12 protein-coding genes are annotated in these 13,986 nt (G+C 39.1%); 9 read left to right on the top strand and 3 right to left on the bottom strand.

The window, feature by feature from the left end; all coding sequences use genetic code 11:
* Nucleotides 1–16: 16 nt before the first annotated feature.
* Complete coding sequence (locus E4661_RS05080) at nt 17–2,428, top strand: alpha-ketoacid dehydrogenase subunit alpha/beta (protein WP_136465741.1); 2,412 nt, start codon at nt 17–19, stop codon at nt 2,426–2,428.
* A gap of 102 nt (nt 2,429–2,530) precedes the next feature.
* A complete protein-coding gene (locus tag E4661_RS05075; protein ID WP_136465740.1) occupies nt 2,531–2,908 on the top strand; it encodes a DoxX family protein in 378 nt (125 codons plus the stop codon).
* Here E4661_RS05075 and holA read toward each other — a convergent pair whose 3' ends face one another.
* Nucleotides 2,909–3,910: a DNA polymerase III subunit delta gene (gene holA / locus E4661_RS05070; protein WP_136465739.1), complete on the bottom strand. Its 1,002-nt coding sequence runs from the start codon at nt 3,908–3,910 to the stop codon at nt 2,909–2,911. It abuts the gene before it with no gap.
* Between the two features lie 26 nt (nt 3,911–3,936).
* On the opposite strand from holA, the gene E4661_RS05065 reads away from it, so the two are divergent.
* The 3 genes from E4661_RS05065 (at nt 3,937) to E4661_RS05055 (ending at nt 6,374) form a co-directional block, all read left to right on the top strand.
* Nucleotides 3,937–4,383: a type I restriction enzyme HsdR N-terminal domain-containing protein gene (locus tag E4661_RS05065; RefSeq protein ID WP_136465738.1), complete on the top strand. Its 447-nt coding sequence runs from the start codon at nt 3,937–3,939 to the stop codon at nt 4,381–4,383.
* Nucleotides 4,384–4,395: 12 nt separating this feature from the next.
* Nucleotides 4,396–5,397, top strand: coding sequence for a glycosyltransferase family 2 protein (locus E4661_RS05060; RefSeq protein WP_136465737.1), 1,002 nt, complete (start codon nt 4,396–4,398; stop codon nt 5,395–5,397).
* A 101-nt stretch (nt 5,398–5,498) separates the two neighbouring features.
* Nucleotides 5,499–6,374, top strand: a complete 876-nt coding sequence (locus tag E4661_RS05055) for an OmpA/MotB family protein (RefSeq protein ID WP_136465736.1) — start codon at nt 5,499–5,501, stop codon at nt 6,372–6,374.
* A 52-nt stretch (nt 6,375–6,426) separates the two neighbouring features.
* Here the strand turns inward: E4661_RS05055 and E4661_RS05050 are convergent, their stop codons facing one another.
* The gene (locus tag E4661_RS05050) at nt 6,427–7,047 is read right to left on the bottom strand and encodes an L-threonylcarbamoyladenylate synthase (protein ID WP_136465735.1); all 621 of its coding nucleotides are present in this window, start codon (nt 7,045–7,047) and stop codon (nt 6,427–6,429) included.
* 299 nt (nt 7,048–7,346) lie between these two features.
* On the opposite strand from E4661_RS05050, the gene E4661_RS05045 reads away from it, so the two are divergent.
* Nucleotides 7,347–7,994 carry a hypothetical protein gene (locus E4661_RS05045; RefSeq protein WP_136465734.1) on the top strand — a complete coding sequence of 216 codons (648 nt, stop codon included), beginning with the start codon at nt 7,347–7,349 and terminating at the stop codon, nt 7,992–7,994.
* Between the two features lie 91 nt (nt 7,995–8,085).
* On the opposite strand, the gene E4661_RS05040 is transcribed toward E4661_RS05045, so the two are convergent.
* Entirely contained in the window at nt 8,086–10,416 is a 2,331-nt protein-coding gene (locus E4661_RS05040) for an ATP-dependent helicase (protein ID WP_136465733.1), read from the bottom strand.
* Between the two features lie 132 nt (nt 10,417–10,548).
* Here E4661_RS05040 and E4661_RS05035 point away from each other — a divergent pair, with 132 nt between their 5' ends.
* Genes E4661_RS05035 through E4661_RS05025 form a run of 3 tightly spaced genes read left to right on the top strand, consistent with a single transcriptional unit; the run spans nt 10,549 to nt 13,959 of the window.
* Entirely contained in the window at nt 10,549–11,097 is a 549-nt protein-coding gene (locus E4661_RS05035; protein ID WP_136465732.1) for a DsrE family protein, read from the top strand.
* 11 nt (nt 11,098–11,108) lie between these two features.
* On the top strand, nt 11,109–12,383 hold the full coding sequence (locus E4661_RS05030; protein WP_136465731.1) for an amidohydrolase: 1,275 nt from the start codon (nt 11,109–11,111) through the stop codon (nt 12,381–12,383).
* Nucleotide 12,384: 1 nt separating this feature from the next.
* Nucleotides 12,385–13,959, top strand: coding sequence for an FMN-binding glutamate synthase family protein (locus E4661_RS05025; protein WP_136465730.1), 1,575 nt, complete (start codon nt 12,385–12,387; stop codon nt 13,957–13,959).
* Nucleotides 13,960–13,986 lie beyond the last annotated feature (27 nt).

The following is a 13,986-nucleotide window of genomic DNA, read 5'->3' as shown; positions in this document are numbered from 1 at the left end:
AAATCCTTCATAACCTATGAAACCCAACCCAAAGACAAGCAATGACATTTCCTTCGATGATTTTCAATTGCAAATTCTTGAGGATTATAAAGTTGCGGTCACCAGTCGGGAATGTAGCCTTTTGGGAAGACGGGAGGTACTTTCAGGAAAAGCTAAGTTTGGAATTTTTGGCGATGGCAAGGAATTACCCCAATTGGCCATGGCGCGGGCATTTCAGGATGGAGATTTTAGAAGTGGATACTACCGAGACCAGACATTTATGATGTCTTTGGGCTATTTAAACCCTAAAGAATTTTTCCACGGTCTTTATGCCACAACTGACCTTGAAAAAGAACCCATGAGTGCTGGGAGACAAATGGGAGGTCATTTTGTAACACATAGTTTGAATGAAGACGGTACTTGGAAAGATTTGACCAAACAAAAAAATAGCAGTGCCGACATATCATGCACGGCTGGGCAAATGCCTAGGCTTCTTGGTTTGGCACAAGCATCAAAAATATATCGTAGCTTAAAGGAAATAGACCAAACCAATTTTTCCAAAGACGGAAATGAAGTTGCTTGGGGCACTATCGGTAATGCAAGCACAAGTGAAGGGCATTTCTTTGAAACCATGAATGCCGCTGGTGTAATGCAGGTTCCAATGGTAATTTGCATATGGGATGATGATTATGGGATTTCTGTACCATCTGAATTCCATACCACAAAAGGGGACATTTCTGAAGCTTTGAAAGGACTGCAACGTGATGAAAACCATGAAGGTTTTGAAATCCTAAAGGTCAAAGGATGGGACTATACAGGGCTTATACACGCTTTTGAAAATGCCTCGGACGTGGCGAGGGAAAACCACATTCCTGTCCTGATTCATGTTACCGAGCTCACTCAACCTCAAGGACATTCTACATCCGGTTCACATGAGCGCTACAAATCCCAAGAACGATTGGAATGGGAACGCGAAAACGACTGCAACAAAAGGTTTCGAGAGTGGATTCTTGAAAATAACATTTCCACAGAAGAAGAACTTAAGAGCCTAGAAAGGGAAATAAAGCACAAAATCAGGGCTGCCAAGAAAGAAGCATGGTCAGAATTCCTAAAGCCCCATTTGGATGCAAAAAGACAACTAGTTAAGCTTTTGGGCAATGTTGCAAACCAAAGTCTAAACCGTAATTTTATCACAAAAGTAAAAAACGACCTTATTGCGATTGAAGAGCCGTTAAAAAAAGATTTAGCCTCTATGTCCAGAAAGGCATTACGTTATCTTTTGGGTGAATCATCAAAGGAAAAACTTGCGCTTCAACAATGGATAGACAATTTCTTAAGCAGCGTTCAGCCCAAATACAGCTCACATCTTTACAATGAGCTTGAAGATAAGGCTACCAACGTCAAGCTTCTTGCGCCTCAATATCCAGATGAGGATGAAATGGTGGATGGCAGAATCATTATTAGAGATAATTTTGATGCCCTATTCGAAAAATATCCGGAAGCACTAGTATTCGGCGAAGATACAGGCAGTATTGGAGATGTTAACCAAGGGCTTGAGGGCCTTCAAAAAAAATATGGTGAACTGCGCATTGCAGACACAGGTATTAGAGAAACAACAATTATTGGACAAGGTATTGGCCTTGCACTAAGAGGATTAAGGCCCATCGCAGAAATACAGTATTTAGATTACATTCTCTATGGAATCCAGACTTTAAGTGATGATTTGGCCTCATTACTATATCGTACCGTAGGCAAACAAAAGGCACCGCTTATTGTTAGAACCCGTGGTCACCGCTTAGAGGGCATTTGGCATTCTGGATCTCCAATGGGAGGACTCATTCATCTGCTTCGTGGAATGTACATACTTGTCCCACGAAATATGACCCAAGCAGCAGGTTTCTACAACACACTTATGAAAAGTGACGAACCAGCAATTATTATTGAGAGTCTGAATGGATATCGTTTAAAAGAAAAGAAACCTACCAATTTGGGTGAATTCTGCACACCAATTGGAAAGGTTGAGGTAATGAAAGAAGGCTCCGATATTACCTTGCTTTCATACGGTTCTACTTTGAGGATTGTAGAAAAAGTGGCTTCAGAACTCCAAGAAGTTGGAATTGACGTCGAAGTTATTGATGCGCAATCGCTATTACCTTTTGATTTAGATCACCAAGTGGTAGAGAGCCTTAAAAAAACAAATAGACTACTTATTATTGATGAAGATGTTCCTGGTGGATGCTCTGCCTATTTGATACAGGAAATACTGGAAAAGCAAGGAGGATATAAATATCTGGACAGCGCTCCGCAAACCCTGACCTCAAAGGAACATAGGCCGGCATACGCCTCCGATGGTGATTATTTCTCTAAACCCAACGCTGAGGATATCTTCGAAAAAGTTTACGAAATTATGAATGAGGTAAATCCAAGTGCCTACCCTAACCTAAGGTAAATTTTTAGTGAAATCTTTTCCTTACCCCTGCTTTTAATCGAATAGGGACTCTCAAATTCAGACTTTATTTATACATTCACGGGAAATTAAAAATCCCCCGTGATGAAAAACAATCTTTTGGTACATCTAGGTCTAGCACTTCTTCGTATAGTCCCATCCGCACTTTTAATGACCCATGGCTACCCTAAACTTCAAAAACTTATTAGTGGTGATACTGAGTTTTTAAATCCGATAGGCATCGGACAGGCTCCCTCGCTATTTTTAACCGTAGTGGGTGAATTCATATGTCCCCTACTAATAATTATTGGGTTTAAAACAAGGTGGGCGGCAATACCAGCTGCCATTACAATGTTTGTAGCCGCTTTTATTTTTCATGCTTCCGATTCTTTGGGAGACAAAGAACTTCCAATACTTTACTTTGTCGTTTTTGTAGTAATTTATTTGTTGGGACCTGGAAAATATAGTGTAGACAAAAAATAATTAGTCTACCTGAACAAGCAATTCTTTTAGCAAATCTGCCTGAGAAATACCATTGGCGTTTACACCTTTGCTTTTTAGGTCGAGTTGCCTTAATCCCGAAACAATTCCACTGACCTGTTTCATGGGATAGTTTTTCGCTGCAGTTGTGAACTCATTCACAAAATATGGGTTGATTCCCAATACTTTTGACACATTGTTCGGTGAATGATCTTTAAGACCATGATATTGTAAAAGTTGTGTAAAAAAAGTGCTCAACAAAGAAATGGTGACCACAAAAGGATTGTCTTTTGGATTCTGGGCGAAGTAATCTATTATACGGGTCACCTTTTGCATATTTTTCTCCCCAATAGCTTTTTTAAGCTCAAAATTGTTAAAGTCTTTGCTAATACCGATATGCTGTTCAATCAACTCTGGTGTAATCTCGGTTCCTTCCGGAATAATTAAGGTCAGCTTATCCAGTTCATTGTTGATTTTACTCAAGTCAGTACCTAAAAATTCTACCAACAATATACTGGCCTTAGGAGAGATTTTATATTTTTTCCCGCTTAATGTCCTTCTAATCCATTCAGAAACTTGATTTTCATATAACTTTTTACTTTCAAAAAGCTCTCCCTTTTTTTGAATGGCCTTATACAGTTTTTTTCGCTTGTCCAGCTTTTTGTATTTGTAACAAAGCACTAATATGGTTGATGGTTGCGGATTTTCAACATATGGCACCAAATTTTCAATAGTTCGGGATAGGTGTTGAGCCTCCTTTACAATAACCACCTGATGTTCTGCCATCATTGGAAATCTCTTGGCGTTCGAAACTACTTCATCTACACTGGTATCCTTTCCATACAATACCATTTGATTAAACCCTCTTTCTTCCTCAGCCAATACATGGTCAGCTACATACTGTGAAATTTTGTCAATATAATAAGGTTCATCCCCCATTAAAAAATAAACAGGTTTAGGCGTGCCCTGGTTTATATTTTCTACTATTTCTTTAATCCTGTCCATTCAGAAAAAATCATCAAATTTGTCCAATGCAGCCATTGAACTTTCCAAAGTATACGTTTAGAATCAAAAATAGCGAAAATAGCATCCATATTTTTGACATCGTACGCAAAAAATTTGTGTTGCTACAACCAGAAGAATGGGTTCGGCAACATGTGCTTCATTTTTTAATTTTTACAAAGAAGTATCCGCAAAGTCTTCTCAATGTAGAAAAACAATTGACTGTAAACAATTTAAAAAAACGATACGATATCGTAGTCTTTAAACCAAATGGTAGTATTGAGGTTTTAGTGGAATGCAAAGCTCCCGACATAAAGATTAATCAATCTACCTTTAATCAAATAGCTCAGTACAATTATACTTTAAAATCTAATCACCTCATGGTTACCAACGGAATGGAACACTATTACTGCAAAATGGATTTTAAACGTGAAAAATATGTGTTTTTGAAGGAAATTCCTGATTTTAGCCGTTAATTTGCTGCCGTTTTGAACGTTGCCATCGTCATATTAAACTGGAACGGCAGGAACTTGCTAGAAAGATTCCTTCCATCTGTTATTGCCAATTCTGAAGGAGCGAATGTTTACGTTGTGGACAATGCCAGTACAGATGATTCTATTTCATTTTTGAAGAATAATTATCCTAATGTAGGCGTCGTTAAGAATTCTTCCAACGGTGGTTTTGCAAAGGGATATAACGACGGTTTAAAAAGCATAGACGCCGATATTTTCTGTTTATTGAATTCAGATGTGGAAGTTACCTCTAATTGGCTTACCCCTGTTTTGGAGACTTTTAATAACATTCCCGAAGTAGCCATTCTTCAACCTAAGATTCTTGACTTGAATCGAAAAGAATACTTTGAATATGCTGGCGCGGCAGGCGGTTTTATTGATATGCTCGGATATCCCTTTTGTAGAGGGCGTATTTTTCAGGCTTTGGAAAAGGATCAAGGGCAATATAATGACATCAAGGAAGTGTTTTGGGCAACAGGAGCCTGTATGTTTATTAAAAGTGAGGTATTCAAAGCCCTAAATGGTTTTGATGAGGATTATTTTGCGCATCAAGAAGAAATCGATTTGTGCTGGAGAGCTAAAAATTTGGGTCATAAGGTCTTTTATGTTGGCGAAACCCATGTATTTCATTTAGGAGGGTCGACCTTAAAAAACATGGACCCAAAAAAAACCTTTCTCAATTTTCGAAACTCCCTTTATTCAATCACCAAGAATCTTCCTAGTAAAAGAGCGTTTACCATCATACTTTTACGATTGCTATTGGATGGTATTGCAGGCCTTCGTTTTATTTTTCAATTAAAATTCACCCATTGCTTTGCAATTCTAAGGGCACATCTAAGTTTTTATGCTAATTTTAGAAAAATTTACGGAAAAAGGGAAAAAGCTAATTTTTTGCAAAAATACTATTCCACAAGATCCATTGTCTGGTCACATTTCGTAAATCAAGTAAAGAGTTTTAACATTTTAGTAAAAGATTAACTAAGCCAGGCCCTGCAAGCATTGCATTTTATATAATTTTGGTCTCTGTTTTTCAAAGCTGAAATAAACCACAAACACATTTATAATTTATATTCTCAATTATGAAAAAAATTCTCCTCGGAACACTATCCATGGTAGTGCTACTATCTTCTTGCGTATCGCAGAAGAAATATGCTGATCTAGAAGCCAAACAAAAAGAAACACAAGATCTTTTAAATTCTGCAACCGTTAAATTGAACGATTGCTTAGAAGAAAGTGCCACAACCACATCAAGACTGAAAACCCTTGAAGATCAAAACGCATTCTTAAAAGCGAACAATCAAGAGTTGATCAACAATATGGGCAACTTGACCACCTTGACCACCAAGGGTGCGGAGAATCTTGAGAAGTCTTTGGAAAGCTTACGCGAAAAAGACCTTACCATCAGAAAACTACAAGATGCCGTTACAAGAAGAGATTCTGTAAACCTTGCTTTGGTACAAAGTCTAAAGGGGGTTCTTGGGAACTTGGATGATGAAGATATCGAGGTAAGTGTAGAAAAAGGTGTTGTGTATGTATCTATTTCGGATAAGCTTTTGTTTAGAAGTGGAAGCTACAACATTACAAGTGCTGCACGAAATGTATTGGGTAAAGTAGCCAAAGTGGTCAACAACAAACCTGATTTCGAATTTTTGGTAGAAGGACACACCGATAACCTTCCTTATAAAGGAAGTGGAGGGCTTGTTGACAACTGGGATTTGAGTGCAAAACGTGCTACATCTATAGTTAGAACTTTACAAAACGACTTTAATGTAGATCCAAAGCGTATGACCGCTGCCGGAAGAAGCTATTATATCCCTGTTGCATCTAATGATGATGCTGCCGGAAGGGCCAAAAACAGAAGAACCCGCATTGTGGTGTTACCTAAAATCGATCAATTCTACAGTATGATTGAAGAAGGTATGAAAGACCCTGCTATTGGAGGCTCTGGAAATTAATTGAAGGAAAACCAAGATATGTAAAGCGGCCTATTCGGCCGCTTTTTTTATTTTATAATATATCCAACTCTCCCTTACCCTCCCTTACCACTTCAGGATAGCCAGTGGACAAATCAATAACCGTAGATGCCACGTTTCCTCCATACCCACCGTCAATAACCACATCCACTAGACTTTGCCACTTCTCATAAATGAGTTCTGGGTCGGTTGTGTATTCTAAAATATCATCTTCATCATAAATAGAAGTAGAGACAATGGGGTTCCCCAATTCTGCAATCAATGCTTTGGTGATAGAATTATCGGGAACACGAATACCCACGGTCTTTTTTTTCTTAAAATCCTTTGGGAGATTATTATTTCCTGGGAGTATAAACGTATAAGGTCCTGGCAAAGCTCTCTTCAATATTTTGAAGGTAGCCGTATCGATTTGTCGTACAAAGTCAGAAAGGTTGCTCAAATCTGCACAAACAAAAGACCAATTTGCTTTTTCCAGTTTTATGCCCTTGATTCTAGCAATGCGATGCAAAGCTTTGGAATTTGTGATATCGCAACCCAAACTATAAACAGTATCAGTCGGGTAAATCGCCAATCCTCCTCTTCGGAGTATCTCTCCAATTTTCTCTACTTGTTTCGGATTAGGGTTTTCCTCAAATAGTTTTATAAATTCTGCCATGCCCAAAATTGAATGTTACAAAGCAATGATTTGCCATATTTCAAAATTACACGAAAATAATTTCGTCAACCCAAACCCGCCATTCGTCAATTAAAACTTATTATCCATAAATTGAAACAACCTTTTCTTGTTTTAGACATCCATCTTTACAATGAAAAAGAAAAACTATGGATGTTTTAACAAAATGGCTCTTACTTACTCTGTTTCCTGTTCTAATTTGTTGCAATAACAAAAATGATTCACACAGTACAAAACAAGTTCAATCTGGTAAAGCTTTTGTGGATTCGTTAAATAAATCGATGGAAGAACTATCTTCTTTGCATTCCAGAGGCTCAGAAGATTCTATAGCCCAGTTAAATGAAACTATTAGGGTTTTTATTGAAAAAGTGAACTCCCCAAAGTTACTCCAGGAAATCGACAGGTCATATAAATCAAAAAAACAACACTTCTCTTTTACCATGTCCAATGATGGAAAACTTGCTGTTTTCACTTGGAATACGTATAGCAATTCATCCGCATCAGGTCATAGGAACATCGCCTTGTACTTAAAAAACCAAAAGGTGATACCGACTTCATTATACAATGGCTCCGTAATTTATGATCAGATATATACCGTACAATCCATCAAAGGAAATCTACCCATTTATATTCTTCACGGTCTCGAAAAGTCAAAAGAAGGTGAAAAATATGTCCGTTTGGATGCATATTCGATAAAAAATAATGGTATTGAACTGGAAAAAGTTTTTCCCGATAGAAGGGAATCGATTACTCTATTGTCCACCAATGTGAATTATCCTCTTAACTTGGCCGATTTTAAAATTGAACAAAAGGGAGAACAAATAAAAATACCTCAACTTAAAGATTCTACTGGAAGATATAGCCTCATCAAATTTGACGGAACAAGATATAGTCAAGCCAGCTTAGAAGGTGAGGACTTGATACGGTAGGTGATGGCATAACCAAATACAACTTCTAACCCCCAAGTAGATAATTCGAATTTAAACGGAGAAAGTATTCCCAAGGTATCTTAACCCTGAATTACCCTTCCAATACTTCTAACTTGGCAAATCTGAGAAGGAGTTTTTTAATATCTCCCCGATCAAATTGGATTTCAGCCTTTTTATCATTCCCTACTCCTTCGATTTTGAGTACTTTTCCCTTACCAAAACGGGTATGATTGACCAAAGCGCCTTCAACTAGATTGGCATCGATGGAATTTTTACCATTGTTGGGGGACGAAAGTTCAGGTTTGAGTTTTCTGAGCTTCCGCAATTGATTTTCGTTAGGCCTTTGTACACTGGGGGGCGTTCCGCTTTTTGGTTTGACCTGTCGCAACTTACTTTTATCAACTTCACCAAAAATATCGGCGTTAATCATAGATTTATACCGATAACCATCATTTACCGGAGTAAGATTTTCAACATATTGTTCATCTATCTCCTCCAAAAAACGGCTAGGTTCTGCATCGATAAGCTTTCCCCATCGATATCTATTCTGTGTGTAGGTCAAATAGGCTTGTTTTTCTGCCCTGGTCAAGGCAACATAAAACAATCTACGCTCCTCTTCGAGCTCGCTTCTGGTATTCATGCTCATGGCGGAGGGAAATAAATCCTCTTCCATACCAACAATATAGACATAGGGAAACTCCAATCCTTTTGCCAAATGAATTGTCATTAAGGCCACCCTATCGTCATCTCCAGTATCCTTGTCCATATCGGTAGCAAGGGCAACATCTTCAAGAAACTCGGTCAAACTTCCTGTGGCATCGGCCAACTCCTTTTGTCCTTCCACAAAATCCTTGATACCATTTAGAAGCTCTTCAATATTTTCCATTCGAGCTATTCCCTCAGGCGTGCCATCTTTTTTGAACTCCAAAAGCAAACCTGTTTTTTTGGAAACATGCTCGGCCAGGGTAAAAGCATCGGTGCCATCGTTCATGATCTGAAAACTCTTGACCATGGTCACAAAGTCTTCAAGCTTTCGTTTGGTTCCCGCATTGATTTTTAAATCGAGTTTATCCAAATGCTCTATGACCTCAAAAATGGAACGCCCGTAATGATTGGCGGCTACGGTAAGTTTATCAATCGTGGTCTGTCCAATTCCCCGAGCCGGAAAATTTATGATTCGCTTTAAAGCTTCTTCATCTTTTGGATTTATCACCATACGCAAATACGCCAACACATCCTTAATCTCTTTTCGTTGATAAAACGAAAGTCCTCCATAAATACGATAAGGGATATCGCGTTTCCGTAAAGCATCCTCAATTGCCCGGGATTGGGAATTGGTGCGGTACAAAACAGCAAATTCACCGTTCTGCATTTGCAGCTGCATCTTATTTTCGAAAATGGAACTTGCCACGTACCTGCCCTCTTCGGCATCGGTTATGCTTCTATGTACCTTAATCTTGTTTCCTGCATCATTAGATGTCCATACCACCTTTTCCAACTGGTCCTTGTTCTTCTCAATAATAGAATTGGCCGCATTGACAATATTTTTTGTGGAACGATAGTTTTGTTCCAATCGATATACCGCCACATCGTCATAATCACGTTGAAAGTTAAGGATGTTACTAATGTTTGCCCCTCTAAATGAATAGATGCTTTGGGCATCATCGCCTACCACGCAGATGTTTTGATAACGGTCGGATAATGCCTTTACTATCAAATATTGGGAATGATTGGTATCCTGGTACTCATCCACTAAAATATACCGAAACCTGTCTTGATACTTCATCAGCACCTCTGGAAAACGCGTCAACAATTCATTGGTTCGTAACAAAAGGTCGTCAAAATCCATGGCCCCCGCTTTAAAGCAACGGTCTACATAGTTTTGATAAATCTCTCCCAATCGCGGTCTCTTCGCCATAGCGTCCGCTTCAACAAGTTCTGGGTTTTGAAAATAGGCTTTGACCGTAATTAAACTGTTTTTATAAGAGGAAATTCTGTTTTGAATCTGTTTGTATTTGTAAATATCTTTGTCCAAACCCATTTCCTTGATGATTGAGGCAATCAACCGTTGGGAGTCTTGGGTGTCGTATATCGTGAAATTACTTGGGTAGCCCAATTTATCTCCATCATAGCGTAATAGCTTGGCAAAAACGGAGTGAAATGTACCCATCCAGAGATTTTTCGTCTCGGCATTTCCCGCTATATCCGCAATACGTTTCTTCATTTCTCTTGCCGCCTTGTTGGTAAAGGTCAATGCGAGAATGTTAAACGAATCTACCCCCTGCTCCATTAAATGGGCAATCCTATATGTTAGTACACGTGTTTTCCCAGAGCCCGCACCGGCTATGACCATCAATGGACCATCTTTATGCAGTACCGGGGCCCTTTGGGCATCATTCAATTCATCTAAAAAAGTGCTCAAACCTTCAGATATTTAAAAAGTAAACGTGAAATTAGCCAATAATGACTTCATGCTAAAATGATGCCACCAATACTTATAAACAGGAATCTTAATATTCAGCTGGATTTGAATATATTTAGGAAATCTAAAAAAATGGTAAAACCCCTTCTATTTTCATTTCTTACGATATTATTCATCTTTTTTCATTTTTCGGGAAATTCCCAAGTATCAAAATCAGGGCCAATCATAAATGATTTTGGAAAGGTGTACAAAATAGAAAACCCTGATTTTAAAATCCATGTGGACAAAGAATATAAAGCCGTTATAGATGTTACAGGAAAACCGGATTCCCATTCACAAAGAAATCCACTTATAGAAACTGCTGCTAGATTTTTAAATATGCATGCCCAAAGTGGTGTTCCCGCTGAAAAACTTAAGGTCGCTTTGGTAGTGCATGGTGCTGCTTCAAAAGATGTAATTTCCAATGAAGCATATCAAAAAAGGTATGGCAAAGACAATCCCAATACTAAATTGATAAAATCATTATTACAAACTGAAGTTCCTGTAATTATCTGTGGTCAATCTGTGACCTATCACAAAATCGAGAAGTCTGATTTAATAGACGGTGTTCAAATGGCCTTGTCTGCCATGACCGCGCTGGTTCATTTGCAAGGTGAAGGCTATCAACTTATAAAATTCTAAACTCAATAAATATGTACAAAACGCTAACATTTGCTTTACTGCTCCTAGGTTTTTCTACCTGGGCCCAAGACCATAACCTGAAAAAGGATTATTCCTCGGTAGAAAATAAAGTAATTGAATGGAGACGAGATATCCATCAGAACCCAGAGCTCAGCAATCGAGAATTTAAAACAGCTGAAAAAATCGCCAAACACTTAAAGTCTTTGGGAATAGAGGTTCAAACTGGCGTCGCACACACTGGTGTTGTTGGCTTACTAAAAGGAAATCAACCCGGAAAAGTAGTTGCTCTCAGAGCAGATATTGATGCACTTCCGGTTACAGAACGAAATGACCTTCCTTACAAATCAACGGTAAAATCTACTTTTTTAGGTGAAGAGGTCGGTGTAATGCATGCCTGCGGACATGATACCCATACCGCTATTTTAATGGGAGTGGCAGAAGTTCTCTCCAAAAACAAAGACAAGATAAAAGGAACTGTTAAGTTTATCTTTCAGCCAGCGGAAGAAGGTGCACCTCCGGGAGAAGAAGGTGGGGCATTGCTTATGGTTAAAGAAGGCGTTTTATCCAATCCTGATGTTGATGCCATTTTTGGCCTTCATATCAATTCCCAAACCCCTGTTGGCACCATAAAATATAAACCGGGCGGAAGTATGGCAGCGGCACAGCGCTTTGTTATCAATGTGAAAGGTAAACAGACCCACGGTTCTCAACCTTGGGGTGGCGTAGATCCCATTTTGATCAGCGCAAAAATCATTGATGGTTTGCAAACCATTATTAGCCGAGAAACCGAATTGACCAATGAGGCCGCCGTGATTACGGTTGGAAAGATTACCAGTGGGGTTCGTTTTAATATTATTCCTGAAAGTGCTGAGTTAATCGGTACCATACGTACTTTGGATTATGATATGCAAAAACACATCAACCGCCGTATGGAGGAAATGGTACCAGCTATTGCAAAGGCATACGGAGGTGAAGCTACCATTGACATAAAAAGCTCTACTTCCATTACATTCAATGACTTAGCACTAACTCCAAAAATGGTTCCGACCCTTCAAAGGGTTGCAGGAACAGAAAATGTTGTAGTCCATAAGGCCATCACGGGCGCTGAAGATTTTAGCTATTTTCAAGAAAAGGTTCCCGGGCTATATTTCTTTCTTGGCGGGATGACCCCAGGAAATACAGAATCATTTCCGCACCACACCCCTGACTTTAAAATCGATGACAGTGGTTTGCTCTTGGGAGTGAAAGCAATGACCGAGTTAACATTGGATTATTTGAATATGTAAAATGGAGGTGATTTTGGATTTTTTGGGTTCCATTCCTTGGTGGGGCTGGATTCTAGTCTTCTTGGTTTTAGTAGCCATTCGAGATATCTTTTTGCAGAAGGCACATACCATTAGCCATAATTTCCCAATAATTGGTCATCTAAGATACTGGCTGGAAAGCATTGGTCCGGAAATGCGTCAGTATTTTGTGGCAAATAACCGAGAAGAGCTTCCATTCAATCGTATTGAGCGAGGTTGGATATATGCCTCTGCCAAAAAGGAAAACAATTATGAGGGTTTTGGTACTGATCGGGATATTTTTGCGCACCAGCACATCTTTGTTAAAAATGCCATGATTGGGTATCAAGCCCCAGAAAATCATCCAAATAAACAAAATCCTTATTTTTTACCGAGCGCCAAGGTCATTGGAGCCCATAACAAGCGTAAAAAACCTTACCGACCAGCCTCCGTCATTAATGTATCTGCCATGAGTTTTGGATCCTTGTCCGCTGCAGCTGTGGAGTCGATGAATAAGGGGGTTCTAAAAAGTGATGCTTATCATAATACCGGGGAAGGAGGCCTATCTCCCTATCATAAACAAGGTGGTGACGTAATATTTCATTTCGGAACGGGGTATTTTGGAGTACGGTCAAGAGAAGGCAATTTTTCTATGGAAAAAATGAAAATCTTGGTTGACGAAAATCCCTGTATCAAGGCAATCGAGATAAAACTTTCGCAAGGCGCAAAACCTGGTAAGGGAGGCGTATTACCTGGCGCTAAAATTTCACCTGAAATTGCCAAAATACGTGGAGTTGAAGTAGGAAAAGATGTCCTCTCCCCTGCTACTCATAAAGCATTTGGTTCTATTCCAGAACTTTTACAACTTATTGAAAACATTGCTGATGAAACAGGGCTTCCCGTTGGAATCAAAGCCGCCATTGGTAAATTGGATCAATGGGAAGAGCTTGCCGATTTGATGAAAGAATCAGGAAAAGGCCCTGATTTTATTACCATTGACGGAGGGGAAGGTGGAACAGGTGCCGCTCCACCAAGTTTTGCAGATCACGTTTCGCTACCATGGGTCTATGGCTTTTCATCAGTCTATAAAATTTTTGAGCAAAGGGGGTTGACAGAACGAATCGTATTTATTGGAAGCGGAAAACTTGGGTTCCCTGCCAAAGCAGCCATGGCCTTTGCCATGGGAGTTGATTGTATTAATGTTGCAAGAGAAGCGATGATGAGTATTGGGTGCATTCAGGCTCAGGTATGTCACACAAACAGATGTCCCGCCGGAGTGGCGACCCAAAGCAAGTGGCTTCAAAATGGCATTAACGTTCCCTTAAAATCAGATCGCTTGGCACAATATTTCAAAACGTTTCGAAAAGAATTTCTGGAAATCACCCATGCCGCTGGATACGAGCATCCTTGTCAATTTAGCATGAAAGATATTCAGGTTAATGTAGATGATGATTATTTGAGCAGCGATTTGGAATCTGTGTATGGATATCAAAAAATGGAAGTTCCTTTTACTTCTATGCAAGAACTTTATGATTGTATTTATTTGGGAGGGAATGTAACTTCCGAAAAAACATTATAATTTTGACTGAAGAAAAATGGAACCAAA

Origin of the sequence: Flagellimonas onchidii, from assembly GCF_004804315.1 — a bacterium.
In the GTDB taxonomy this organism is placed as follows: Bacteria; Bacteroidota; Bacteroidia; order Flavobacteriales; family Flavobacteriaceae; genus Flagellimonas; species Flagellimonas onchidii.
This window is presented reverse-complemented; position numbering and strand designations above follow the sequence as displayed.

Coding starts and splice junctions, on each gene's coding strand:
- E4661_RS05055 (WP_136465736.1), top strand. CDS start 5,499: ATGAAAAAAATTCTCCTCGGAACACTATCCATGGTAGTGCTACTATCT.
- E4661_RS05035 (WP_136465732.1), top strand. CDS start 10,549: ATGGTAAAACCCCTTCTATTTTCATTTCTTACGATATTATTCATCTTT.
- E4661_RS05030 (WP_136465731.1), top strand. CDS start 11,109: ATGTACAAAACGCTAACATTTGCTTTACTGCTCCTAGGTTTTTCTACC.
- holA (WP_136465739.1), bottom strand. CDS start 3,910: ATGGACAGGATTAAAGAAATAGTAGAAAATATAAACCAGGGCACGCCT.
- E4661_RS05025 (WP_136465730.1), top strand. CDS start 12,385: ATGGAGGTGATTTTGGATTTTTTGGGTTCCATTCCTTGGTGGGGCTGG.
- E4661_RS05075 (WP_136465740.1), top strand. CDS start 2,531: ATGAAAAACAATCTTTTGGTACATCTAGGTCTAGCACTTCTTCGTATA.
- E4661_RS05065 (WP_136465738.1), top strand. CDS start 3,937: ATGCAGCCATTGAACTTTCCAAAGTATACGTTTAGAATCAAAAATAGC.
- E4661_RS05050 (WP_136465735.1), bottom strand. CDS start 7,047: ATGGCAGAATTTATAAAACTATTTGAGGAAAACCCTAATCCGAAACAA.
- E4661_RS05080 (WP_136465741.1), top strand. CDS start 17: ATGAAACCCAACCCAAAGACAAGCAATGACATTTCCTTCGATGATTTT.
- E4661_RS05045 (WP_136465734.1), top strand. CDS start 7,347: ATGGAAGAACTATCTTCTTTGCATTCCAGAGGCTCAGAAGATTCTATA.